A 24,388-nucleotide genomic window follows, 5' to 3' on the forward strand; every position below is an offset into this window, starting at 1 on the left:
CGGTGAAGCTTTCGGTAATCATTCTCAATTACAAGGTTCCTTATTTCTTGCAACTTTGTTTGCAGAGTGTAACGCGCGCGCTTTTAGATATTAATTCTGAAATTATTGTGGTTGACAATGCTTCAGAAGATTCTAGTGTTAAGATGGTGCAGCAGTATTTTCCTGAGGTTAAAATCATTGCAAATACCACAAACAGCGGTTTTTCCAAGGCTAATAACCAGGGTGTTGCTCAAGCTAAAGGGGAGTATATCTGTATTTTAAATCCGGATACCGTAATTTCTGAAAATTGCTTCTCAACCTTACTCAAATTTTCTCAAAACCAATCAAATATGGGAGCTGTAGGCATTCGACTTATAGATGGCACGGGTAATTACCTACCCGAAAGTAAACGCAATCTGCCAACGATAAAAGTTTCAGCCCTTAAAATAATAGGAAATACTTCGGCCTACTATGCAAATCAATTAGCACAGGATGAAGTAGGTAAGGTACCGGTTTTAGTAGGAGCTTTTATGTTTATCAAAAGGCAGGTTTTTCTAGATGCAGGAGGTTTTGATGAAGATTATTTTATGTATGGTGAAGATATAGATCTCAGTTATACGCTGCATAAAAAGGGATATACTAACTTCTATTATGGTAAACTAACAGCAATACATTTTAAGGGAGAAAGCAGTTCTAAGGATAAAATATATGCACAACGCTTTTTTGGCGCTATGCATATATTTCATAAAAAACATTTTTCAAAAGGATTAATTAGCAGTTGGTTTCTGGCTTTTTTTTTAAAAATTCTTTCATTTTCGTACAGCTTACCTAGGTCTAAAAAAAAAATTATACCTCCAATTTCAAACTTTTATTTAGTTTGTGAGGATGTAAAGTCAGTAGATACAATGCGCTTAAATTTAGAAAAAGAGTTGAAGGTCATAAGTTTAGCGCAGGTTAAGCTGGCTTTAGTCTCAAACGCGCTTATCGTATTTAATTTAAAAAGTCTGTCAACAACAGCTATTATTAGTGCAATGACTTTGTTAAAAAACAATCAAAATAGGTTTCGCATACGACCTTCAAATTGTAATTTTATCGCAGGCAGCGATTCTTCAACAGATCGCGGCGAAATTCAAATCTGGTAGGCGAATAATTATTTTCTAATTTTAGAATATAATTTTTTATTAAATTCGCAAAAAATAAAGCACACTAATCTATTTATTACGAATATGGCAAAATTTGAACTTAAGTTACCGAAAATGGGAGAGAGCGTTGCAGAAGCTACGGTAACAAACTGGCTCAAAGAAGTAGGCGATAGCATTGAGCTTGATGAACCGGTGGTTGAAATTGCGACTGATAAAGTAGATAGTGAGGTGCCTAGTGAAGTAGAAGGTATTCTTGTAGAAAAACTCTTTGGTCCAGATGATGTTGTTCAGGTAGGACAAACTATTGCAATTATAGAAACTTCTTCAGAAAGTGCAGAGACCTCAGATTCTGCTGATTCTAATAGTAGCGATACAGATTCTTTAGAAAATACAAACGAAGATGCTGCCGCTAACGATGCAGCAGCACGTGTAGAAGAGGCAAAATCAACTACGTCACCAGCAGTTGCTATTTCTAATGATGGAGATCGTTTTTATTCTCCTTTAGTTAAAAGTATAGCGCAACAGGAGGGTATTGCTCAGGAAGAATTAGATCAAATAAAAGGGACAGGTCTTGAAGGCCGTGTTACTAAAGATGATATTTTAAACTACGTAGAGGCTGCTAAAAATGGCAAAAGGCAATCAGTGTCTCCTTCAAAAGAAAAAGCGGAACCTCAAAAGCAAGATAAAGTTTCACCTTCAGCATCTTCATCAAAAGTTGCTACACCGGTTTCTGTTAATGGCGGTGATGAGATTATTCAGATGACCCGAATGGGTAAAATGATTTCAAAGCATATGGTTGCCTCTGTGCAAACCTCTGCTCACGTGCAATCATTTATCGAAGTTGATGTAACCAATATCTGGAATTGGAGAGCGCGTGTTAAAGATAGTTTTCAAAAGCGAGAAGGAGAGAAGTTAACCTTTACTCCAATTTTTATGGAGGCGGTAGCTAAAGCTATACGTGATTTCCCGATGATTAATATTTCGGTTGATGGCGATACGATCATAAAACGTAAAAATATAAATCTGGGTATGGCAGCAGCTTTACCTGATGGCAATCTTATCGTACCGGTAATACAAAATGCAGACCAGTTAAATCTTGTAGGTATGGCTAAGGCGGTAAATGACCTTGCTAATAGAGCGCGTATAGGTAAGCTAAAACCAGACGATACGCAAGGCGGAACCTATACAGTTACTAATGTAGGTACCTTCGGAAGCATTATGGGTACACCTATCATTAACCAGCCGCAAGTTGCGATTTTGGCCTTAGGAGCAATACGTAAAGTCCCAGCGGTTATTGAAACACCAGAAGGTGATTTTATAGGGATTAGACATAAAATGTTTTTATCACATTCATATGACCATCGGGTTGTAAACGGTGCTTTAGGTGGTCAATTTGTTCAGCGTGTAGCTCAATATTTAGAAGCCTGGGATAGTTCTAGAGAAGTCTAAAAATATCTTTTACATAAAACATAGAAACTAAAATGCCAGAGTAAACACTCTGGCATTTTAGTGTTTAAGAGTTTTTAAAGTAGCTGTTTAATGAGCTATTTGATCTATCGTTTTAATTTTTAAATACTTTAAATTTTAGCTACACTAAAAATACTAAGTCTTACTTTTGCGTTTAAATTAATAAAAAATGAATCTTAATTTAACAAGGCCTATTTGTTTTTTTGATCTGGAAACTACTGGTATAAACGTAGCTCAGGATCGAATTGTTGAAATATCTGTTTTAAAGGTATTTCCTAATGGGAAAGAAGAGAAACATACGTGGCTGGTTAATCCTACGATACCCATACCTGCAGAAACTACAGCGGTTCATGGTATAAAAGATGAGGACGTAGCAGATAAACCCACCTTTAAAGAGTTGGCAAACGAAATTAACAATCTAATTAAAGATTCAGATCTTGCCGGGTATAATTCAAACCGGTTTGATATACCGCTCTTAGCCGAAGAAATGCTGCGCGCAGATGTTGATTTTGATATGAAAAACAGGCACGCGGTAGATGTGCAAACCATCTTTCATAAAATGGAGCAACGCACCCTCTCAGCCGCGCTAAAGTTTTACTGCAATCAGAATCTAGATGACGCACACAGTGCAGAAGCAGACACTATCGCTACCTATGAGGTTTTAAAAGCACAATTAGATCGCTATGACGATCTTGAAAATAATATGAAGAGTCTTGCCGAATTTAGTGCGCGTAAGCGCTTTGCAGATTTTGCTGGTTTTATAGCCTATAACAAAGAAGGTGAGGAAATTTTTTCCTTCGGAAAGCATAAAGGTAAGAAGGTAGAAGACGTTTTAGATAATGAGCCGGGTTATTTTGGATGGATACAAAATGCAGATTTTCCGCTTTATACTAAAAAAGTACTTACAGCGATTAAATTGCGTAAACTCAATACAAAACTTTTTTAGAGTCATGATTAGAGTCGCTATACTTTTTCTGGTACTATTTACCGGAACATTAGCAGCTCAAAGTGTTACTTTAGAGGGAAGTGTAATAGATGCCAAAACACAAAAAAAAATACCTTTTGCTAATTTAATTTTCTCAAATTTTAAAATAGGTACTTCTGCAAATGCTAAAGGAGATTTTAAATTTACGATTAATGAGAAGTTAAAAAATGAAACCGTTCTTGTAAGTTGTGTAGGGTATAATGAAGAAGTGGTAAAAGCTCTGGAATTAAATGAGAAACCTATTTCATTAACTCAAAAAACAAACGAACTTTCTGAGGTTACCCTCTATAAAATGAGATTAGAAAAGCAGAAGCGTATCAACTCATTTAGAGGGAAGCAAATTGTAGGATTGGGTAATTTTAGTGGTGGTGCATATCCTTCAGCATTAGCGCGGTATTATGAACGTCCCCGTGGCTTTGAAGATGCTTGCTTTATTAAAGAAATTGAGATTCAGTTTTATAGAATTTTAGGAAAGTCTAGTCAGCAGGCCACTTTTAGATTACGCATCTTAGATGTTTCTCAAGATGGAAAACCTGGAAGAGATTTATTAGACAGCGATATTATTATTACAAAGCCGGAAGGAAATCAAAAGTTGACTTTCGATTTAAGTGCCTATAAAGTTAATGTACCTCAGGCTGGTTTTTTTGTTTCCGTAGAACATATTTTTATTGAAGAAAATAAATTTTCAGAATCGTACACATTAAAAGTTAATGACACCAGCGGTTACCGCGAATATAAGGTTGATAGGTACGCACCAATTTTTAAGGGTATCGAAACGAGCACTAACAATACCATTACCCGATGTTTTTATAGAAGTATAAATGGGTGGAAATCTATAGATCTTTTAAATACAGAAGGCAGTGCTTTAAATGGGAAATTTCCGGCACCTGCTTTTAAATTAATATTTACAGATTAGTTTATGAAAATTATATGTATAGGGCAGAATTATAGCGAACATATTAAAGAGTTAAACAGCGAAACCCCTAAAGAGCCTTTGTTTTTTTTGAAACCTGATTCTGCTGTCCTACTTAATAAACATCCCTTTGTGATTCCTGAATTTACAAATGAGGTACATTATGAAGTTGAAATATTAGTGCGTATAAACAGGCTTGGAAAATATATAGCGCCTAAATTTGCTCATAAGTATTATAATGAAATTGGTTTAGGAATAGATTTTACAGCAAGAGATTTACAACGAGAGTGCAAAGCTAAAGGACATCCCTGGGAAAAAGCTAAGGCTTTTGATGGTTCTGCTGTAATAGGCGAGTGGATTAATAAAGAAAATTTTAAAGATTTACGCGATATAGATTTTCATTTGAAAAAAAATGATAAAATTGTACAGTCAGGAAACACTGCAGATATGGTCTATGATATTGACACGTTAATCGCATATGTTTCTCAATATATGACTTTAAAAATAGGAGATATCCTATTTACCGGAACCCCTGCAGGAGTTGGGCCTGTTGCTATAGATGATAAATTAACCGGATACCTAAACTCCAAAGAATCATTCACCCTAAATATTAAATAACCATGCCTACACATTATGACTTATACCAGCTAGAAGATATGTCTGGTGGTGACAAAGAATTTATGAAAACGGTTGTAGAGGCTTTTCTTTCTGAAATCCCGCCAGATTTAGAAAGTATGAAAATGGCCATTGATAATGATAATCATAAAATGGCCTATCAATTTGCGCATAAGATGAAACCTAATCTCGAAATGTTTGGGATAGATCTTATACGTGAAATTTCAGCGATGGAGCGCTGGGCAGATAGCGGAAAACCCACTTCGGTAATACGGCCTCAATTAGATACTATTATAGAATTAACAAATAATGCGATTGTAGAAATGCGCAAAGACTGGAAGATGTAATGCGTGCACATATCATTACCATAGGAGATGAAATTCTTATAGGGCAAATTGTAGATACAAATTCCGCATTTATAGCAAAAGAGCTTGATAAAATAGGTATAGAAGTTTATCAAATGTCATCAATATCTGATGATAGGCAGCATATTCTTGATAGTCTTGCAGCTGCCGAAAAAACTGTAGATCTCGTTATTCTAACCGGGGGGCTTGGGCCAACTAAAGATGATATTACAAAACATACGCTGTGTGAGTATTTTGAGGATACACTGGTTGAAAATGCTGAGGTTTTAGAGCATGTCGAACACCTATTTAAGCACCACGTTAATAGGCCTATATTACCGGCAAATCGCAGTCAGGCTATGATTCCCAGTAAGGCCTCGATTTTAAAAAATACTTACGGTACTGCTCCGGGGATGTGGTTGCAGTCTGGTAACACTGTATTTATTTCTATGCCCGGTGTACCTTTTGAGATGAAGTCAATTTTGACTGAAGAGATAATCCCGAGATTACAAAAAGAATTTAACAGACCCTATATTGTGCATCGTACTCTGCAGACGTATGGTGTAGGTGAAAGCGAGATTGCAAATACGATTGAAGAATGGGAGAACAACCTGCCTTCAGATATCAAATTAGCCTATTTGCCGGCTTTGGGTAAGGTGCGGTTACGATTGTCAACTAAGGGAGCAGATAAAGCAGTCTTGATTGAGAATCTAGATCAACAGATTGCTTTACTCAATGAACTTATAGGTGATATCATCATTGGCTATGATGATGCAGAATCTATTGAAGCAGTAGTTGCAGATTTATTTAGATTAAAAAATAAAACATTAGCTGTTGCAGAAAGTTGTACCGGTGGTCAAATTGCAGCTGCAATTACCGCAATTCCCGGGGCGTCGGCATATTTTAAAGGAGGTATGGTAACCTATGCAACGCATTCAAAAGTTGAGCTTTTAAAAATAGATCAGGAGCTTATAGATAAACACTCTGTAGTAAGTGCAGAAGTTGCAGAAGCCATGGCGGTAGCAGTGCGTAACTGGTATAAATCTGACTATGCAATTTCAACAACCGGTAATGCAGGACCTTTAAAGGGAGATTCAGACGCAGAAGTAGGTACCGTTTTCATAGGAATAGCTACTCCCGAAAAAGTTTTTTCAGTCGAATTTAAAATGGGAAATCATCGCGAGCGTGTGATTTCAAAGAGTGTGAACAAAGCTTTTGAGCTTATTCAAAAAGAAATTTTAAAAAACTAGTGTTTAAAGTTGTTCAACTTGTTTAAGTTGTGTAAATTTGCACCCTGTTTTTCAGTAACACAATATAAAGTTTTAGAATCATGTCAAGAGTTTGTGAGCTTACGGGCAAAAAAGCAATGGTAGGGAATAATGTTTCTCACGCGATGAATAAGACAAAGCGTAAATTTGATGCCAATTTAATCAAAAAACGTTTTTACATTCCGGAGGAGGATAAGTGGGTAACATTAAAAATTTCTACTGCCGCTCTTAAAAATATAAATAAGAAGGGGATTACTGCAGTGCTTAAAGAAGCACGCGCTAAAGGCTTTCTTAAAAAGTAATAACAGTATAACGACCAGCAATTATGGCAAAGAAAGGCAATAGAGTACAGGTAATTTTAGAGTGCACAGAGCATAAGGCTTCTGGTAAACCAGGAACTTCTCGTTATATTACCACTAAGAACAAAAAGAATACCCCAGATAGAATGGAATTGAAAAAATTCAATCCTATCTTGAATAAAATGACTGTTCACAAAGAAATAAAATAAGACATGGCAAAGAAATCAGTAGCAACATTACAGACAGGATCTAAACGTTTGACTAAAGCCATTAAAATGGTGAAATCTCCTAAAACAGGTGCTTACACATTCGTTGAAGCTGTTATGGCTCCAGAAGCTGTAGGTGAGTTTTTAGATAAAAAATAATATCTTTTATAGATATTTTCAAAGCCGTTACGCTATGCGTGACGGCTTTTTTATTTTTTATTTTTGAGGTTTCTAAATAGTCTTAAAGAGAATACCTTTGCAGTGCTAACAAATGCATCCTGAATACGATGAGTTTTTTAAAGAAAATATTTTCCAAAGAAAAAAAAGAAACGCTAGACAAAGGTCTGGAAAAAACAAATACTAACTTTTTAAGTAAGTTAGGTAAAGCTGTAGCCGGTAAAAATAAGGTTGATGATGATGTTTTAGATAATCTAGAAGATGTTTTGGTTTCTAGCGATGTGGGTGTCGCTACTACGATTAAGATCATAAATCGTATTGAAGCCCGTGTTTCAAGAGATAAATACTTAGGTACCGATGAGTTAAACGCTATTCTTAGAGAAGAGATTGCCGGGTTAATGAGTGAGACTAACAGCGGTGATGCTACAGACTTTTCAGTTCCTGCAAAAAAACCGTATGTTATTATGGTTGTTGGCGTTAATGGTGTAGGTAAAACTACGACAATAGGAAAGCTCGCCTACCAGTTTAAGAAAAAAGGACTTAAAGTGGTTTTAGGTGCCGGCGATACCTTTAGAGCAGCTGCAATTGATCAACTTCAAATTTGGGCAGATCGTGTAGATGTACCTATTGTAAAGCAACAAATGGGTAGTGATCCTGCTTCAGTAGCTTTTGATACTGTGCAGAGTGCTGTAAAAATGGACGCAGATGTCGTTATTATTGATACAGCAGGTCGTTTACATAATAAGGTCAACTTAATGAATGAGTTGACTAAAGTTAAACGGGTGATGCAAAAAGTGATTGATGATGCTCCAGATGAAGTATTATTGGTTTTAGATGGTTCTACCGGTCAGAATGCTTTTGAACAGGCTAAGCAGTTTACAGCAGCTACAGAGGTTACTGCACTTGCAGTTACTAAATTAGACGGAACAGCAAAAGGGGGTGTTGTTATCGGGATAAGTGATCAATTTCAGATTCCCGTAAAATATATTGGTGTGGGAGAAGGTATTGAAGATTTACAGGTTTTTAATAAGATTGAATTTGTAGATTCGTTTTTTAGAGTTTAAAATTTGAAGTACACTTATAAAATTTAAAAGGCATCCACATTTGTGAGATGCCTTTTTGTATTTTAGTTGAAAATTGAAATTTTTATGAAAAGAATACTACTTCTACTAGCACTTTGCGCAATAATCTCCTGTAAAGAAAATACAAATGCCCACGTTACTGCTACAACTGTAGAGACTGTTACTGACACAACCTTTAAAGAACGCGAATTTGCAGTTTTAGACTCAAAAGTTTTGAATTTAGATAAACTTTGGGAGCCTTTCAACGAAGACTTAGCTCAATTTACTGATGCGGATTATGCCAGAGTAAAAATGTTAGCTTTTGAAAAAACAATACCTGAAATTCAGCGAGCTATAGTAGATGGCAAATTGAGTTATGAAGATTTGGTTTTATTTTATTTAAGCCGAATCAAAAAATACGATCGTAATAATGACCTATCTTTAAATGCGGTTATCGCATTAAATCCTAATGTGGTTGCAGAGGCTAGAACGCTTGATTTACAGGAAAAGCTTTTGGTAGATATGTATTCTATTTACGGAATGCCAATTTTGTTGAAAGATAATATCAATGCATCGGGAATGCCCACTACAGCCGGAGCAGTTGTTTTTGAAGATAACAACGCCGAAGATGCCTTTATAACCAAACAACTTAAAGCAAACGCAGCGCTAATTTTAGGAAAGGCAAACTTAAGTGAGTGGGCGTATTTCTTTTGTAACGATTGCCCAAGTGGGTATTCGGCTATTGGTGGCCAAACCTTAAACCCTTACGGCCGGAAAATTCATGATACCGGTGGTTCAAGCTCTGGGAGTGGAGTTTCTATGGCAGCAAATTTTGCGGCAGCTGCAGTAGGTTCAGAAACCAGTGGCTCTATACTTTCACCTTCCAGTTCAAATTCGGTTGTAGGTTTAAAACCTACGATTGGCTTGCTTTCTCGTGGTGGAATCGTTCCTATATCCAGTACGCTAGACACTCCCGGGCCAATGACACGCTCGGTTATTGATAATGCAATTTTGCTTCAGGCGATGACAGGTTTCGATGATGAAGATGCTAAAGCAGTTTCTTTAAAGGCTCCAAAAACAGATTATGTTTCGGCATTAAAAAACCTTAATGCTTCTGAATATTTAAAAGGGAAGCGACTGGGTTATTATAAGAGTTATGAAGATACGTTGTATGTTCAGGCAGTAAATGCTTTAAAAGATGCCGGTGCCACTTTAATTGAACTTGAACGCCCAGAAATTGATTTACCTCAGTTTTTACGGGTATTGAATCTCGATATGCAAAAAGACTTACCGATTTATATTTCTAAATACGGAGCGAAAACCCTGGCTGTAAAAGATTTGAACGATATTACCGCGTATAACAAAGAAGATTCTCTAGTTCGTATGCCGTACGGTCAAGGACTACTTTACGGAGTACTTGCCGATTCTGCCTCTACTGAAGAATTCACGGCGATTAAAGATACTTTAGAACGCAACGGAAGACAGTTTTTTGACGAATCTATCAACGCAAATAATCTCGATGCGGTACTATCTATAAATAACTATATGGCTGGTTTTGCTGCCGTGGCGAAGTATCCTGCAATTACAGTTCCTATGGGGTATAAAGAGACCCATCAGCCAATGGGACTTACCTTTATTGCACCAACGCTGTCTGAAGCAAAACTTCTGGAACTGGCGTATGCTTATGGGACCATTTCTAAAATGAGAAAGACTCCTATTGATTATGAGGAATAAGAAAAATATGTATTTGAAAAATTTAAAATTTTGTTTAGTAGTATTTATAATTTTTTTAAGTGTTGTAAGCTGCTCCAGAAGTGATGATGGTAAAACAGATTTGGATATATATTACAAGGTAATGATTCAGCGAGATGGGAGCGGATATTTTATTGGAGATAATAAATCGAAAGTTTTTAAGGAATTTAGGATTAAAAATAATTTCAGTACTTCATATAAATTTCCAGAAAGTGATAAAGTTTTATTTTATAGAACTGATAAAGAAGGCGGAAAATTATATTCTTTTATGGTTGATTTGAATCAGATTTACAATAGCGAAGATTTAGAATTTGACTTTGAAGAGAATTTAGTTACAACAGATTTACCAAGTTCCAGCTTCTACTTAGAAATTTTAGATGCTACAAATTTCTTTTTCATTGTGAATAATGAATATGACGTTAAGTTCTTGAAATATTCTAACAATAAACTTATAGAAACCAAAAATCTAAGTAAGTCATTTGCTTTATATGATCTAAAGGATTATTCGAGCTATATTTTTTTAAATGAAACATCTGAATTAGTCTTCATTGAAGAAAAGCTAAGTTATAATCAAATTCTCAAAAAAATAAATATTAATACATGGGAGGATAATTCAAAAGAGGTGACATATCCAGGTAAAATATTTAAATTTTTAGTAGTACCCAATGGTTATTATATATTAAGTTTAATTGAAAGAGGACATATTCCTTATGTTTATTTACTCAATTCAGAAGGAGATATACTAAATACTTATGATAAAGATTTTAATTATTTTCTAAGGATAATTAGTCGTCCTATTTTTTATGATCCAGTAGATAATCGTCTAGAGTTTATTGCTTTAGGAGACGGAATTAAGGCGCAAGGATTTTTTGATATGAATAATTTTGAGATTTTTCAAAACAGCATAAGTGGTAATATGCGTTTAGATACCGGAGTGATTTACTATTTTCATCCATAAATTTTAATTCGCTAAAATATTACCTTCAACTTTCCCCACAACTCATTATCGTAAGAAGTTGGTCCCAGATCTTCTTCATTTGCTGCTGGTCCCAATCGCACAATCACCATATTTTTGCTGGGGATTACATAGAGCTTTTTATCATTGGCGCCCAGCCCTGCAATAAGATCATCGGGAGCATTAGAAATTAATTTACCGGTGAAGGTCTGGGTAGAACCGGGAAGTTTATAACCTGACTTCCCGTTGAGCCACCAGAGATAGCCGTAACTGGGATTGAGTTCTTGAGAGGTTGAAGTCATCTTTCCCCAATATTCAATATTTAAAATTTCAGTAGAATCCCAGTTTCCTTTATTTAAATTAAGCAGACCAAAACGCGCCATTCCGCGTGCCGTACTAAAATAGACATTGTTATAGCCTAAAGTTACCCAGCGACCGTCTAATCCTATTTTATCTTTTAATTCAGTTTTAAAGAAGCTGTCAAACCCTGCGGGAGTTGCTGCATCTAAAACCGGTTGTAATAGGGTGTAATAGGCGTTGTAATAATACCATTCGGTACCTGGTGCAGAACGATAGTTGAGACAATTTGCATCATAACAACCGGTGTTGCCTGTAGTAAAATCACCACCAGATGTCATTGTAAGTTGGTTGCTTAAGGTAATTGCGTCTTCTTGTTCAGCAGTCATTGACGTCCATCCACGACCTAGATAATCAGTTGTTTTATCTTGGAGATCGAGATGACCTTGTTGCTGGGCTATACCTACTGTAAATGCAGTCAGTGTTTTTCCGGCAGAATTCCAGGGGAATAAATCTGTTGCAGCACTTCCATTATAATAGGATTCAAAAGCAATTTTTCCATTTACGAGAATTATAAAAGCTTCTGTATTTGTTTGAGTAAGAAAAGTTTCTAATTCGGTGATTCCGGCGGCATTCCAACCTAAATTAACAGGATTTGAAGTTTCCCAGGATGAGCCGGTTATGGGCGGAAAGTACAGATTTTCTTCAATTTCTGGCCTATAAATGTTATCTGTTTCTGAGGAACACGACCAAAGTAACGACAGTCCTAATAAAGCGACTATAAATTTCATAAATCAACAGAATTTAAGATTAGAGCAATTTAAGACTTAAAAGGTTTAAAATATCTTATCTTTGCGCCCCGAAATAAATAACCTTATGCGTACTAAAACCCTAAAGAAGAACAAAATAAACGTAGTAACCCTGGGCTGCTCTAAGAACGTTTATGACAGTGAAGTATTGATGGGACAACTGCGTGCCAACAATAAGGAAGTAGTACACGAGGAGGAAGGTAATGTTGTGGTTATTAACACCTGCGGGTTTATTGCAAACGCAAAAGAAGAGTCTGTAAATACCATTTTAGAGTATGTACAGAAAAAGGAAGACGGTATTGTTGATAAGGTTTTTGTGACGGGATGTTTATCTGAGCGTTACAAACCAGATTTGCAAAAGGAAATCCCCAATGTTGATCAATATTTTGGAACCACTGAACTTCCCGGACTTTTAAAAGCGTTAGGTGCAGATTATAAGCACGAATTGATAGGAGAACGTTTAACTACCACTCCAAAAAACTACGCTTATTTAAAAATCGCTGAAGGGTGTGACAGACCGTGTTCATTTTGTGCAATCCCACTAATGCGTGGTGGTCATAAAAGTACGCCTATAGAGAATCTGGTTATAGAAGCAGAAAAGCTTGCAGCAAAAGGAATTAAAGAGTTAATCTTAATCGCACAGGATTTAACCTATTACGGCCTTGATTTGTACAAGGAACGCGCTTTAGCAAAATTGCTTCGTGAGTTAGTAAAGGTTGAAGGTATTGAGTGGATACGTCTGCATTATGCGTTTCCCACCGGTTTCCCGGAAGATGTGCTTGACGTTATGCTTGAAGAACCTAAGGTCTGCAATTATATAGATATCCCATTACAGCACATTTCGACTAAATTGTTAAAGTCTATGCGTCGTGGCACAACGTATGAAAAGACCAATGCGCTTCTCAAGACCTTTAGAGAGAAAGTACCGCAAATGACCATTAGAACTACGTTAATTGTAGGTTATCCGGGTGAAACGCAAGAAGATTTTGAATTATTACGCGACTGGGTTAAAGAAATGCGCTTTGAGCGTTTAGGTTGTTTTACCTATTCTCACGAAGAAAATACACACGCTTATAATCTGGTAGATGACGTGCCTGAGGAGGTGAAGATGGAGCGCGCTAACGAGATTATGGCATTGCAGTCACAAATAAGCTGGGAATTAAATCAAGCTAAAATAGGGAAGGAGTACCGTATTGTAATTGACCGAAAAGAAGGTAATTACTTTGTAGGCCGTACTGAGTTTGATTCGCCAGATGTAGATAATGAGGTTTTGATTGATGCGACGGCACATTATTTAAAAACCGGAGAATATACCTGGGTTAAGATTACCGAAGCAGAAGATTTTGATTTATATGCTGAGCCGGTAACCAGGTAAATTGGTTACAAAATTAATGGCTTTTATAATTTATAATCTAGCGGAAGCATAAAAGCAAATCTTTGTTGTGACATAGCTCCACCCATAGTTATAGCTGTTGCCGGAGAATGATTACCAAAAGCATCAATTATAAACGGCGTTTTTGCTTGAATAAAAGACTGCTCTTCCTTATCAAATAAAATACTCAGTTTTTCTACGGAAAGTGCTACCTGCATATACTCACCTTCTTTTTTAAGATTAATACGCGAGTAGGGAGGAATCTCAAAGCTTTTATAGAAGATTTTAAACTTATTTTCTACAAGCTGCTCCTGAGCTAAAGAACGCATAAAATGTAGGGTAGATCCGGAATATGAATTTTCTCTATTTTTTAAATACCTGCGCTTGGGTCGGTTTTTTAATTCTCTAAAAAAAGTGAACCCTTCAGCATATACGAGAGTTACATATTGAATCCCGGAAGTAAGGCTTTTCTCAAAATCTACAGAGAAATCAGTTAATGTATATTGAACCGTATATCCTAAAAATTTATTCTGAATAGTTAAGGGTTCATTAGACCAGGCAGTTAATTGCATGTTCGATTTGCTGTAATGTAATCGTATCGCATCTTCATTAAGTATTTTACATTGAAGCGCTTCCGGAGAGTTGCCTAAAAATTCTTTTCTAAATACATTGAGCTTGCGTTTACGAGACCAGTTATCATTCTCTAAATAAACAGCATCAAGCTGTTCTGTATTCTCAATTAAATAAATAGCAGGAATGCTTCCATTTGTATTTAAATAATCAGATACATAAACAGGCATATAACCTATCATACTAATCACTAACGGACTTTTTATGCCTGCTTCAATAGTAAGAGTGAAATGACCTTCTTTGTTTGTAATAGTGCCTATTGTAGTACCGTCAAAGTAGATTGAAACCGCTTCCAGAGCAGTGGAGTCGTTAGCGCTATAGACAGAGCCACTTAATCTCGATTGACTAAAACCAGTAATTGAAACAAGTAGGACTAAAAACCAAAAAACCTTTATCAAATAAAAACTATTATTATAGTTATAAAACTACAATTATAGTTTTCAAAAGTATATGTTTCTTAAAACTATTTTTTTAAAGGCATTTGTAGTTCCAGATTTTCATCTACAAGCTGTACCTCAAGTCCCATATCCTGTACTTTTTTAAGCTGTGTTTTTGCATCACCTACAATCACATAAATCAGTTTTGAAGGATCTACATATTCTTTGGCCAATGCTTTAATTTCGGATAGTGTTATGTTTTTTATTGTTTCCTGCTGTTTTAAAATATAATCAGGTTTAAAATTTAGCGTAGCGATTTCATCTAAATAACCCAATTTAGCAGAAGGGGTTTCAAAGTTTCGCGCACCGCTTTTAAGAAAATAGCCTTTAGTAATCTCAAGGTCCTTCTCATTAAAATCTTCGGCATAAGCATTCATAATATTACGAACGAGTTGTGTACTTTCTGCAGTTACATTACTTCGTACACCGCTAGAAATCATAAATGGACCCGGTAAGGCAGATCCGTCAAAACGAGAGCGAACCCCATAGGTATATCCTTTAGTTTCGCGTAACATTTGGGTGAGTTCACTAGCAAAGCCACCACCACCCAGACGATAATTCATCATTTGAGCCGGTAAATAATCGGGATCACTAGCCGCTAATGCTAAATACCCAAAACGCAACTGCGATTGTTTTGCATTAGGTACATCAAGAAAATAGATAATGGGTTTCTCTATATGCTGATTTATTTGCGGTTTTGAGATGGTAATTTCTTTAGATTTCCAGTTTTGCAAAACCTTATATAAAGTAGCTACGATTTTAGCCTTACCCAGATTTCCTACAACTTCAACGCGTGTTAGATTAGGAACAAGAGTTGCGTAATAATCTTTTAAATCTTTAAGTTGAAGCGCTTTTACAGATTCTGTAGTTCCTAAATTATTCTTAGCAAGCACGTGATCTTTACCATAAACTGCTTTAGCAAATACCAGATCTGCAATACTCCCGGGATCTCCTTTTTGTTGTTCAAGGCGGGTGAGAATTTTCTTTTTTTCCAGTTCAAATTCAGTAGAATCCCAACGGGGTTGTACAAGAATTTCAGAAACTAGTGACATCGTTTTATCAAAATTACGTGCCAGGGTAATACCGGTTAGCGTTGTCGCTTCCTGTCCCGTTCTTACAAAAATAGATGCGCCTAATAAATCGAGGGCTTCTTCTAATTCTGCTGTGGTTTTAGACTGTGTTCCTTTTGTAAGTAATCCCGCCGTTAGATTAGCAACACCGCCTTTAGTTGAAGCCTCAGTCAACAAACCGCCTTCAATAGTAAATGAAAAATTTACAAGTGGTACTTCTGTATTTTCTATACCATAAATTTTAAGACCATTTTCTAAGTCCCCCATCCAAACATCAGGAACTTTAAGTTGTGGCGTTTTGCCATATTCCGGCTCTATGCTGCGATCAAAAGAAGATGGTGTACGATCATACTCAGCAACTAATGAAGGGTCAAACGTTTCTTCTGCCCCATTTACGATTTGTTCTTCTTCAACTTCAGCAGGATATGCATTTGCAAGCGCCAAAACAGCTTCACCTTTAGGTACAAAGCTGGTTGTTATATAGTTTTTGTTTTTAATATAAGTTTCATAAACGGCTTTTACATCTTCTACAGTTACAGATTGAATTTGTTTAAGATCATCGTTTATATAGCCGGGGTTACCAGCAAAAATTTGATATTGAGCAAGTTGAAATCCTTTTCCTAAAACACTACTTAAGCTGTTATAAAAACGGGTTTCCTGGGTTGCTTTAATGCGTTCTAAATCGAGGTCTGCTATTCCATTTTTTTCAAATTCTGAGAATGCTTTTTCTATTCCTATTTGTACAGAATCAAGATCAACACCAGCATTTGCTCGTACACTTAATGTGATTTCTCCCGAAAGCTCAGAACCCGAGTAGCGTAAAGAAGGATTAGAAGCGATCTGCAGGTCATCTACTAAAATCGTGTTTAGGGGTGCCTTTTTTCCGTTAGATAAATAATTGGCTAATACCTCTAACGCATAAGAATCTTTAGTGTATTCTGCTGCGGCAGGCCACGTCATCGTAAGTTGTGGAAGTCTTGCAAAGTTATCTTCGTAATAGAGATTCTTAGTTTCGGTTAATACAGGGATACGTTTTTCAATAGGGGTTACCTCTTCACCTTTAGGAATTTCTCCAAAATATTTTTCAATCCATTTTTTTGCTTCAGCGGTATCAAAGTCTCCGGCTATGGTTAAGGTTACATTGTTAGGTACATACCAGCGATTATAAAACTCTTTTACATCTGCTAAAGTTGCATTTTGCAAATCTTCAAGAGAACCTATCACCTGCCAGTTGTACGGATGATCTTTTGGATATAAATTTTTATGAATCACATAACTCTGATGTCCGTACGGACGGTTATCATAACTCTGGCGTTTTTCATTCTTAACGACTTGCTTTTCTTTGGCCAATACCGGCTCAGTTACCGTATTGATAAAATAGCCCAACTTGTCTGCTTCTGCCCAAATCATTTTCTCCAGTGCATCATTAGGAACTGTCTGAAAATAGTTTGTACGGTCTCTATTGGTAGATCCGTTTGCACCACTACCACCTACGCGCGCACTCATTTTATCAAGGCCGCCTTTTCCCAGGTTCTCAGATTCAAGAAACAGTAAGTGCTCAAATAAATGTGCAAAACCGGTACGCCCTTCTTTCTCTCGAGCAGAACCCACGTGAGCTGTTAAAGCTACAGCCACTACAGGATCTGATGAGTCTTTATGTAAAATTACAGTAAGACCATTTTCTAAGGTATAAGACTCATAATCAACTTGAAATTGTGTTGATTCCTGAGTGTTTGTAGCTTCGGTTTTTTTAGTCTCACACGAAGCTAAAGCTAGTGTTATCAGGCTTAAACAAATAAGGTATTTTTTCATAAATTAGTCTATAGCAGATTCTTCTCCGGGTCTGTTTTTGTTTTCCTTTTCCTCTTCAAGTTGTTCCATTTCCTCAAAGTATTCTTCGGGTTTCATAATACGCATTGTTTTTTGAGCTACAATTGTATTTGCTAGGGTGTATACATGATTGTCTTTATTCCGCAGGTGTAAAAAGAATAGGGTTATATTTTCTACACGCCCTGCCATTGGGAAATCTTTGTCTACTATCTCAACATAATCACCAATTTTTAGCGGGTGGTTAAAAAATAGAATCAATCCTGATGTGATATTGCTTAACAATGACCACTGTGCAAAAAAGGCAACTCCTAAAATTGTAACTACAGAACCAATGCCTGCAATAACATCTGCTCCTGAAAGCCCCCAGATTACAGCAAGACAAAAACCAAGAACTACAAAAAACAGGGTGTTTAACAGTTTAATGGTTATTTGCTTACGGGTAATATCAAAATTAGCACGGAGATATCGCCTCACTACAAGTTTAGAAACGGTGTATCTTATTAGTAGAAGCACGGCCAGGAGAATTAAACTCTCCAGTATTTTAAGCTCTAAGGTTGAAAGTATCAATTTAGTTACGGTAGTTATTAGGATTATTAATAAATAGTGCATTTACAAAAAACAACTTTCCATTTTCCCAGAAAGCTCTAAATAGCGGGTCATCTAGCATATAAGTTATTGTACCACGACCTATAGGCTGAACTCCAAAAATCAGGCTGTTTTTTAATTTTGCCAGCGCATCTTTTCCCGCAAAACCAGATGTACTTACAGGATTGTCTCCTAGATAAGCTACATTATATCCGTTGTCAAGAAGTGCGTAAGCATCGTCACCTATTTTAAGACTGTAATAGGTGTCAGCATAGCCAAATGCCAAGGGATGGGTCTGATCTACATTAGTTTTAAATATACTACCACTAATTAGATTTTTTGAGCTTTCCATTTCACGGTTTGCATAAGGTATTAGTTTTGCAGCTAATGAGTCGGTTTCTTTTTTAGTGTCTGCTTCAAATTCTTTAAGTCCAAAACCTTCTTCTCCTGCAAACACTTTCAAAGCGCCATCTATAGCAATTAAATTTCCTCCTTTACGAACCCATTCTTTTAAATTTAAAAGAGAAGATTCAGAAATTCTATAGCGCCCGTTAGGCATCACCAAAACATCATATTCTGACCAATTTATGCGATCTATATCTGACACATCTATTGAGGTTACAGGATACTGCAATTGTTGTTCAAAAAACTGCCAGGTAGCACCATAACTTAAAGAAGATGTTTGATCTCCGGTTAAAACAGCCACTTTTACATTGTTTATTAGTTTAACATCTGGCGAGCCAAAATCGGGCCCGGCAGAGGCAAAGCTTGTAGTTGAAGGTTTTAAAATGCGACTGTATTTATTTGCAATTTCGATAAGTGTGTTGTCAAAATCTGTTAGACCTCTGTTATCACTTCTGGTGATAATAAGTGTGCCTGCGGGATAATCTACAGATTCAATAGTAAAGGCTTTTTCAGAATAGCGCACTTTAACAGATGCCTGTATTAAAGCACTTAAAAATTTTGCATCAGCCATACTATTCCATTTTGTAAGGTATCCGGCAGCATTTTTCACTGCTACATTTTGCACAGCTGGAATTGAATTTGCAGTACTGCTAGCTAATACTTTTGTACTGCCTACAGCACTTAAGCCGTATGCATAGGGTAAACTCCACGCGGTAATGTCATAGGTTAATGGAGTTGATAATGCAGCTTCGGGTTCAAAAAGTACGTGAACCAGTTTACCTTTAGGTTGATCTGTAGTTATTTGTATTGCACGTTTATAATTTAGGGTTTCTTGTTTTCCGGAGGTATAGTTATAACCTGTAGACTTGCCTTCACCTATATACCTGTATTTTATCGTATGAACCTCTAGTAAATCTGCCAGCGCTTTTAGATGATCTTCTTCACCGGTGACAGTAAAACTTTTGTAAGCCACGTTAGAATTTCTAAAGTATTTTGCAAACTCCGTATTTAATTTTTCAATATTAGCGGAAGCCATTTCTACTGTAGAAATTCCTGTTGTAAAATGGTGAGCTACACGATCTACTAAAGTAAGAATAGAACCATCAGCCTTTAGTATACCTAGTCCTGCAGCTCCACCTCCAGCTTGCTCATAGGTCATACCTATAGAACCGGTATATGTAGGGTAGGTGTCTCCATAACTTGGGTACAGTAAGTCAAAACGTTCACGGGTAAAAAACAACCACCCATTTTGATCAAAATATTTGGCGTGATTGGCACCTATCTGAGTTTGAAAGTCCCTTTGAAATGGGGTGATAATATCGTGAAAAGGTTCTGCTGCAGGTGCAAAATAATAAGGCTCATTAATTCCCTGTTCATGAAAATCTACATGTATATGGGGCATCCAGCTGTTATACACTTTTAATCGCTGGCGGGTTTCAACTTGAGTAGCCCAGGCCCAATCACGATTTAAATCAAAGAGATAATGATTTGCTCTTCCACCCGGCCATGGTTCGTTATGCTCTGTAGCATCGGGATTCGTGTCATAAGGAGTAGCTTTTACTTTATTATACCAATTAGCATAACGGTCTCGACCATCTGGATTAATACATGGGTCTATTATAACCACCGTATTGGTAAGCCACTCTTTCTTTGCTGTGATTAATTCATATAGCGTAAGCATAGCAGCTTCTGTGCTGCTTGCTTCATTACCGTGTACATTATAGCTTAACCACACTATAGCTTTATCAGCTTTTGCAGTGCCTTCTTGAATACCTGCATTTTTAAGTTGATTTGTACGTATAGTTTCAATATTAGTTTGATTTTCTGGTGTTGTAACTACAGCATAGGTAAGTGGTCTACGCTCATTTGTTTTACCATATTCTTTAAAGGTTACCCAGTCTGAATTTGAAGCAACATAATTAAAATAAGCTACGACATCTGCGTGTCTTGAAAACTGAGTACCTATTTTATAACCAAGAAATTCTTCAGGAGATTTAATAGTTTGAGAAAAGCAGATAGAGGTAATTAAAAAGGAAAGAATAAGTGATTTAATTCTCATAAGATTGTAGCATTATTGATTCGTAAATCTACTAAAATAGATATAAAGTCATATCTTCTAATTAACGTAACTTTAGCGGGCTTAACACATCTATACCTTTAAATTTGCTTCGTAAATAAAACTCAATGTCTACTCATTTCCTTCCCTATAAAGAAACCGGTTATTTTTCAAAACTTATTTGCGATTATCTCGATGAGAACGAGGCTGTAAATGACTTCTATTCAAATTTTCCTACGATAGAAAATTTTGAGAAGCAACTTAAAAACAAGCAATTTTCTGCAGCTAACAGGGCCGTTCTTGTTTCCTCTTTAAGGCAACAATATGCACATTTAGAACTTACAGAATCTGTTGATCGCGCATTAGATTTACTCGGTCAAGAGCAAACTTACACAGTAACTACGGGGCACCAACTTAATCTGTTTACCGGGCCACTTTATTTTTTATATAAAATTATAAGTACAATTTCGCTTTCGCGGAAGTTAAAAGAGCAGTATCCTACATCAGATTTTGTTCCGGTTTATTGGATGGCGACTGAAGATCACGATTTTGATGAGATCAATTATTTTAGATTACACGGGAAAAAAATTCAATGGAATCGCGAGGATACTCCGGATAATGATAAAGGAGCGGTAGGAGTTTTTAATACGGAAGGCCTTGATACTATTTTAGGACTTATTTGCGCAGAATTGGGTACCACTAAACTGGCAAAGGAGCTTTGTGATTTGTTTGAACTGGCATATATAAAGCACGATAATCTTGCTGATGCTACCCGTTATCTGGCACACAGTCTTTTTGGAGACTACGGTCTGGTTATCGTAGATGGAAACGATAGTGCTTTAAAGCGTGTTTTTGCACCTTTTATGAAACAGGAGCTACTAGAGCAGCATTCTTTTAAATACGTCACCAAACAAGCTGAAGCGCTGGAAAGTAAAGGATACCCTGTACAGGTAAATGCACGGGAAATTAATCTGTTCTACATGTCTAAAGATTCCAGAGAGCGTATTTTAGAAAAGAATGGGAGTTTTTATGTGAATAATACCGCACTTACTTTCTCTAAGGAAGAGCTATTACAGAAACTGGAAGAATCACCAGAGCAATTTAGCCCTAATGTGATTATGCGGCCATTGTATCAGGAAGTGATTTTGCCTAACTTAGCCTATATAGGTGGTGGCGGAGAGCTTGCGTATTGGCTGGAGTTAAAATCATTTTTTGATAAAGTAGGTGTTGAATTCCCGATATTAATGCTGCGCAACTCTGCATTATTAATCACCGAAAAGCAATCCCAAAAGTTATCGAATCTTGATTTAAGTATAGATGATATTTTCTTAAAGCAGAATGATCTTGTAAATAGAAAAATTAGAAAAATATCAAACATAGATGTAGATTTTTCTAAACAAAAAGAACATTTAGTTAAGCAGTTTGAAGAGTTATATAGTATTGCAGAGCAAACTGATGCTTCTTTTTTAGGTGCTGTAAAAGCCCAGGAAGTTAAACAGCTAAAAGGCTTAGAAAATTTAGAAAAGCGCTTATTAACTGCTCAAAAGAAAAAATTAGGAGATCATATACAGCGATTTACAGCTATTCAAAATGAGTTATTCCCGGCTGAGAATTTACAGGAGCGCGTGATGAATTTTTCTGAGTTTTATTTAGAATATGGTGAAGCCTTAATTCCACGGTTGTTTGAGGCTTTAGATCCTTTAGACTTCAGATTTACAGTAATTACTTTTTAAGAAGTTTTTTGCCTTCAATGGTTATCGCAGAGCCATCCATGCATTGTATAGAGTCGGGATCACGATGCGATAAGTCATCAAATTGATTTCCGTAGATTGCGCCAAAATCAAAAATTACTTCATAATCTAATACATCATAAGCTTTCCAAAGCGGATGTGTAACTTCATACTCCCAGGTTTGTCTTTCATCTTTTTTGCTGTAACCCCAAAAATGTTCTGTGATAAAACCTGTTATACCTCCTGAGGTATAGTTTTTTGGTTGAGGTGAAGTGGCTACCTGAAGAAGTTGCCAATTATTTTCATAATAAACCCCGTAGCTAAAGAAATTTTCATCACTAGTTAAATCGTGTTTATAATGCATTTTATATACACTGTACTTTTCATTATACAGCGTATTTGCAATCCAGGCTATTGCCGGTTTGTTTACTATTTCCGAAATAAAAACAGTACCTCTTTTCCAAATTTTTCCGTCGAAATACTTTACGTAAAATCGCAAATTTACTTCTTCAAAACGTTTGTGAAAGGGTACGGTGATGCCTTTTAGTTTAACATCATCAAAAAGAAAACCTACCAGACTAACGTAACACTTACCCTGATAAAAATCCAGCTCTGTATGAGCAGGTAAATAGGGTTTTAAAATTGAGGGATCTACCGCATAATTGGCAAAGCACAGTTTTTTCCAAGAGGCGGTTAAGAAACTCATTTATTTTTTGAAGTATTTTAATGGCGGTACGAGCATACCAAAACATTCTCCATCACCTTTACCTAAATGTTTGTGATGTATTTTATGTGCTCTGCGTATACCTTTTGCATACCAGTTATTAGCATTGCGGAAGAGTTTAAATCGCTGATGAATAAAAATATCGTGAATCATGAAGTAAGCAATACCATAAGCGAAAATCCCCAATCCTATGGGAAGTCCTATCCATACATTTTCATACTGCCATAGTAAAAAGCAACCGATACTTACGAGAGCATAAAATATAAAAAAGAAATCATTGCGTTCCCACCACGAGCCGTGATCTTTATGATGGTGGTCTCTGTGTAGTGACCATAAAAAACCGTGCATCACATATTTATGTGTTGCCCAGGCCATAAATTCCATTATTCCGAAGGTTAGCATAAAAACTAATATCCAAAGAAGTGCTTGCATTTTAAATAAGGTTTAATCTATATTTTACATAACTACGCGCTAATAAAGAGGCTTTTACGTAGTTAGGCACACGTATACGTGCATTTTTAATTTCTAATGAGGGTGTTTCTTTTAGTTTACTCAATAATTTTCTGTAGTAGCGATACGCCGTGTAAACACCAAATTTTGCTTCTACAGGAAGCTTACAAATTCCCGATAATCCCTTTGCGAAATCGGCTTCAATATCTGCTATTATTTGCTCTTTTGAAATTTCATCAAGTTCATTAAGATTTGTGTTTGGGAAATAGGTTCTACTCAATTCCTCGTGATCTGCTTTTAAATCTCTAAGAAAATTTACTTTTTGAAATGCAGAACCAAGGCTCATAGCACATTCTTTTAACTCATCATATTTTTTGCGATCTCCCTGTACAAAAACAGTTAAACACATAAGACCTACCACATCTGCAGAACCGTATATATAGTTTTTGTACTCTTCTTCAGTAAGATACTTGCTTTTGCTTAAGTCAAGTCGCATACTACTCATAAAAGAGTCAACAAGATGTTTTTCAATCTTATATTGATGAAATGTTTTTTGAAAAGAATTAAGAATGGGATTTAGACTTATTTTATCGGTAAGAGCAAATTCAAGATCATTTTCAAACCTTGTAAATAAGGTTTGTTTGTCATAATCGTGAAACGAATCTACAATCTCGTCTGCAAACCGAACAAAGCCGTAAATATTATGAATATCTTTTCTAATACTGGGCGCAAGCATTCTGGTAGCTGTCGAAAACGACGTGCTGTACATTTTTGTAACTGTTTGCGAACAGGCTAATGAAACGTGGTCAAAAATCTCTTTCATTCTTTTC

General features: G+C 36.2%; 23 protein-coding genes. 15 read left to right on the top strand and 8 right to left on the bottom strand.

Annotated elements, in window-relative coordinates:
• Nucleotides 1–2 precede the first annotated feature (2 nt).
• The 13 genes from ACEN25_RS00335 to ACEN25_RS00395 all read left to right on the top strand — a co-directional run bounded on the left by ACEN25_RS00335 (nt 3) and on the right by ACEN25_RS00395 (nt 11,166).
• Nucleotides 3–1,121 carry a glycosyltransferase family 2 protein gene (locus ACEN25_RS00335; RefSeq protein ID WP_441801130.1) on the top strand — a complete coding sequence of 373 codons (1,119 nt, stop codon included), beginning with the start codon at nt 3–5 and terminating at the stop codon, nt 1,119–1,121.
• An 84-nt stretch (nt 1,122–1,205) separates the two neighbouring features.
• The gene (locus ACEN25_RS00340; RefSeq protein ID WP_441801131.1) at nt 1,206–2,570 is read left to right on the top strand and encodes a dihydrolipoamide acetyltransferase family protein; all 1,365 of its coding nucleotides are present in this window, start codon (nt 1,206–1,208) and stop codon (nt 2,568–2,570) included.
• A 187-nt stretch (nt 2,571–2,757) separates the two neighbouring features.
• A complete protein-coding gene (locus ACEN25_RS00345) occupies nt 2,758–3,534 on the top strand; it encodes an exonuclease domain-containing protein (RefSeq protein WP_441801132.1) in 777 nt (258 codons plus the stop codon).
• A gap of 4 nt (nt 3,535–3,538) precedes the next feature.
• Nucleotides 3,539–4,489: a carboxypeptidase-like regulatory domain-containing protein gene (locus tag ACEN25_RS00350; protein ID WP_441801133.1), complete on the top strand. Its 951-nt coding sequence runs from the start codon at nt 3,539–3,541 to the stop codon at nt 4,487–4,489.
• A 3-nt stretch (nt 4,490–4,492) separates the two neighbouring features.
• Entirely contained in the window at nt 4,493–5,104 is a 612-nt protein-coding gene (locus ACEN25_RS00355) for a fumarylacetoacetate hydrolase family protein (RefSeq protein ID WP_441801134.1), read from the top strand.
• Nucleotides 5,105–5,106: 2 nt separating this feature from the next.
• On the top strand, nt 5,107–5,448 hold the full coding sequence (locus ACEN25_RS00360) for an Hpt domain-containing protein (RefSeq protein ID WP_028375874.1): 342 nt from the start codon (nt 5,107–5,109) through the stop codon (nt 5,446–5,448).
• Nucleotides 5,448–6,695, top strand: a complete 1,248-nt coding sequence (locus ACEN25_RS00365; protein WP_441801135.1) for a competence/damage-inducible protein A — start codon at nt 5,448–5,450, stop codon at nt 6,693–6,695. The genes ACEN25_RS00360 and ACEN25_RS00365 overlap by 1 nt, the downstream gene beginning before the upstream one ends.
• Before the next feature lie 80 nt (nt 6,696–6,775).
• Complete coding sequence (gene rpmB / locus ACEN25_RS00370) at nt 6,776–7,015, top strand: 50S ribosomal protein L28 (protein ID WP_028375872.1); 240 nt, start codon at nt 6,776–6,778, stop codon at nt 7,013–7,015.
• 23 nt (nt 7,016–7,038) lie between these two features.
• A complete protein-coding gene (rpmG, locus tag ACEN25_RS00375) occupies nt 7,039–7,221 on the top strand; it encodes a 50S ribosomal protein L33 (RefSeq protein WP_028375871.1) in 183 nt (60 codons plus the stop codon).
• Between the two features lie 3 nt (nt 7,222–7,224).
• Entirely contained in the window at nt 7,225–7,377 is a 153-nt protein-coding gene (locus ACEN25_RS00380; RefSeq protein WP_081817337.1) for a DUF4295 domain-containing protein, read from the top strand.
• Between the two features lie 128 nt (nt 7,378–7,505).
• Nucleotides 7,506–8,459 carry a signal recognition particle-docking protein FtsY gene (gene ftsY / locus ACEN25_RS00385; RefSeq protein ID WP_441801136.1) on the top strand — a complete coding sequence of 318 codons (954 nt, stop codon included), beginning with the start codon at nt 7,506–7,508 and terminating at the stop codon, nt 8,457–8,459.
• 84 nt (nt 8,460–8,543) lie between these two features.
• Complete coding sequence (locus tag ACEN25_RS00390; protein WP_441801137.1) at nt 8,544–10,190, top strand: amidase family protein; 1,647 nt, start codon at nt 8,544–8,546, stop codon at nt 10,188–10,190.
• A gap of 13 nt (nt 10,191–10,203) precedes the next feature.
• Complete coding sequence (locus ACEN25_RS00395) at nt 10,204–11,166, top strand: hypothetical protein (RefSeq protein ID WP_441801138.1); 963 nt, start codon at nt 10,204–10,206, stop codon at nt 11,164–11,166.
• A gap of 11 nt (nt 11,167–11,177) precedes the next feature.
• Here the strand turns inward: ACEN25_RS00395 and ACEN25_RS00400 are convergent, their stop codons facing one another.
• Complete coding sequence (locus tag ACEN25_RS00400; protein WP_441801139.1) at nt 11,178–12,251, bottom strand: serine hydrolase domain-containing protein; 1,074 nt, start codon at nt 12,249–12,251, stop codon at nt 11,178–11,180.
• A gap of 85 nt (nt 12,252–12,336) precedes the next feature.
• Between ACEN25_RS00400 and rimO the strand changes: the two genes are divergently transcribed.
• Nucleotides 12,337–13,644 carry a 30S ribosomal protein S12 methylthiotransferase RimO gene (gene rimO / locus ACEN25_RS00405; protein ID WP_028375867.1) on the top strand — a complete coding sequence of 436 codons (1,308 nt, stop codon included), beginning with the start codon at nt 12,337–12,339 and terminating at the stop codon, nt 13,642–13,644.
• Between the two features lie 23 nt (nt 13,645–13,667).
• On the opposite strand, the gene ACEN25_RS00410 is transcribed toward rimO, so the two are convergent.
• The 4 genes from ACEN25_RS00410 to ACEN25_RS00425 form a co-directional block, all read right to left on the bottom strand.
• Nucleotides 13,668–14,669, bottom strand: coding sequence for a carboxypeptidase-like regulatory domain-containing protein (locus tag ACEN25_RS00410; protein WP_441801140.1), 1,002 nt, complete (start codon nt 14,667–14,669; stop codon nt 13,668–13,670).
• A gap of 65 nt (nt 14,670–14,734) precedes the next feature.
• Nucleotides 14,735–17,590, bottom strand: coding sequence for a M16 family metallopeptidase (locus ACEN25_RS00415; protein WP_441801141.1), 2,856 nt, complete (start codon nt 17,588–17,590; stop codon nt 14,735–14,737).
• Nucleotides 17,591–17,593: 3 nt separating this feature from the next.
• Nucleotides 17,594–18,082: a mechanosensitive ion channel domain-containing protein gene (locus tag ACEN25_RS00420; protein ID WP_159106010.1), complete on the bottom strand. Its 489-nt coding sequence runs from the start codon at nt 18,080–18,082 to the stop codon at nt 17,594–17,596.
• A 94-nt stretch (nt 18,083–18,176) separates the two neighbouring features.
• Nucleotides 18,177–20,657, bottom strand: a complete 2,481-nt coding sequence (locus ACEN25_RS00425; protein ID WP_441801142.1) for a M14 family metallopeptidase — start codon at nt 20,655–20,657, stop codon at nt 18,177–18,179.
• A gap of 125 nt (nt 20,658–20,782) precedes the next feature.
• Here ACEN25_RS00425 and bshC point away from each other — a divergent pair, with 125 nt between their 5' ends.
• A complete protein-coding gene (gene bshC / locus ACEN25_RS00430; RefSeq protein WP_441801143.1) occupies nt 20,783–22,387 on the top strand; it encodes a bacillithiol biosynthesis cysteine-adding enzyme BshC in 1,605 nt (534 codons plus the stop codon).
• On the opposite strand, the gene ACEN25_RS00435 is transcribed toward bshC, so the two are convergent.
• From ACEN25_RS00435 to ACEN25_RS00445, 3 genes are read right to left on the bottom strand one after another with little or no spacing between them, the layout of a single operon-like run.
• Nucleotides 22,377–23,090: a YqjF family protein gene (locus tag ACEN25_RS00435; protein WP_441801144.1), complete on the bottom strand. Its 714-nt coding sequence runs from the start codon at nt 23,088–23,090 to the stop codon at nt 22,377–22,379. The two genes, bshC and ACEN25_RS00435, sit on opposite strands and share 11 nt — an antisense overlap.
• On the bottom strand, nt 23,091–23,540 hold the full coding sequence (locus ACEN25_RS00440; protein ID WP_028375861.1) for a sterol desaturase family protein: 450 nt from the start codon (nt 23,538–23,540) through the stop codon (nt 23,091–23,093). It abuts the gene before it with no gap.
• A 1-nt stretch (nt 23,541) separates the two neighbouring features.
• Nucleotides 23,542–24,381 (bottom strand): phytoene/squalene synthase family protein, encoded by an 840-nt coding sequence (locus tag ACEN25_RS00445; protein WP_441801145.1) that lies wholly within the window; start codon nt 24,379–24,381, stop codon nt 23,542–23,544.
• Nucleotides 24,382–24,388: the final 7 nt, after the last annotated feature.

This window comes from Leeuwenhoekiella sp. W20_SRS_FM14 (genome assembly GCF_052119605.1).
Lineage (GTDB): Bacteria > Bacteroidota > Bacteroidia > Flavobacteriales > Flavobacteriaceae > Leeuwenhoekiella.

What these genes read in the sequence shown, in the direction of transcription:
- ACEN25_RS00425 (WP_441801142.1), bottom strand. Translation starts at nt 20,657, where the DNA reads ATGAGAATTAAATCACTTATTCTTTCCTTTTTAATTACCTCTATCTGC.
- ACEN25_RS00445 (WP_441801145.1), bottom strand. Translation starts at nt 24,381, where the DNA reads ATGAAAGAGATTTTTGACCACGTTTCATTAGCCTGTTCGCAAACAGTT.
- ACEN25_RS00440 (WP_028375861.1), bottom strand. Translation starts at nt 23,540, where the DNA reads ATGCAAGCACTTCTTTGGATATTAGTTTTTATGCTAACCTTCGGAATA.
- rpmB (WP_028375872.1), top strand. Translation starts at nt 6,776, where the DNA reads ATGTCAAGAGTTTGTGAGCTTACGGGCAAAAAAGCAATGGTAGGGAAT.
- ACEN25_RS00355 (WP_441801134.1), top strand. Translation starts at nt 4,493, where the DNA reads ATGAAAATTATATGTATAGGGCAGAATTATAGCGAACATATTAAAGAG.
- rpmG (WP_028375871.1), top strand. Translation starts at nt 7,039, where the DNA reads ATGGCAAAGAAAGGCAATAGAGTACAGGTAATTTTAGAGTGCACAGAG.
- ACEN25_RS00365 (WP_441801135.1), top strand. Translation starts at nt 5,448, where the DNA reads ATGCGTGCACATATCATTACCATAGGAGATGAAATTCTTATAGGGCAA.
- ACEN25_RS00435 (WP_441801144.1), bottom strand. Translation starts at nt 23,090, where the DNA reads ATGAGTTTCTTAACCGCCTCTTGGAAAAAACTGTGCTTTGCCAATTAT.
- ACEN25_RS00400 (WP_441801139.1), bottom strand. Translation starts at nt 12,251, where the DNA reads ATGAAATTTATAGTCGCTTTATTAGGACTGTCGTTACTTTGGTCGTGT.
- ACEN25_RS00380 (WP_081817337.1), top strand. Translation starts at nt 7,225, where the DNA reads ATGGCAAAGAAATCAGTAGCAACATTACAGACAGGATCTAAACGTTTG.
- ACEN25_RS00390 (WP_441801137.1), top strand. Translation starts at nt 8,544, where the DNA reads ATGAAAAGAATACTACTTCTACTAGCACTTTGCGCAATAATCTCCTGT.
- ACEN25_RS00350 (WP_441801133.1), top strand. Translation starts at nt 3,539, where the DNA reads ATGATTAGAGTCGCTATACTTTTTCTGGTACTATTTACCGGAACATTA.
- ACEN25_RS00340 (WP_441801131.1), top strand. Translation starts at nt 1,206, where the DNA reads ATGGCAAAATTTGAACTTAAGTTACCGAAAATGGGAGAGAGCGTTGCA.
- ACEN25_RS00415 (WP_441801141.1), bottom strand. Translation starts at nt 17,590, where the DNA reads ATGAAAAAATACCTTATTTGTTTAAGCCTGATAACACTAGCTTTAGCT.
- rimO (WP_028375867.1), top strand. Translation starts at nt 12,337, where the DNA reads ATGCGTACTAAAACCCTAAAGAAGAACAAAATAAACGTAGTAACCCTG.
- ACEN25_RS00360 (WP_028375874.1), top strand. Translation starts at nt 5,107, where the DNA reads ATGCCTACACATTATGACTTATACCAGCTAGAAGATATGTCTGGTGGT.
- bshC (WP_441801143.1), top strand. Translation starts at nt 20,783, where the DNA reads ATGTCTACTCATTTCCTTCCCTATAAAGAAACCGGTTATTTTTCAAAA.
- ACEN25_RS00345 (WP_441801132.1), top strand. Translation starts at nt 2,758, where the DNA reads ATGAATCTTAATTTAACAAGGCCTATTTGTTTTTTTGATCTGGAAACT.
- ftsY (WP_441801136.1), top strand. Translation starts at nt 7,506, where the DNA reads ATGAGTTTTTTAAAGAAAATATTTTCCAAAGAAAAAAAAGAAACGCTA.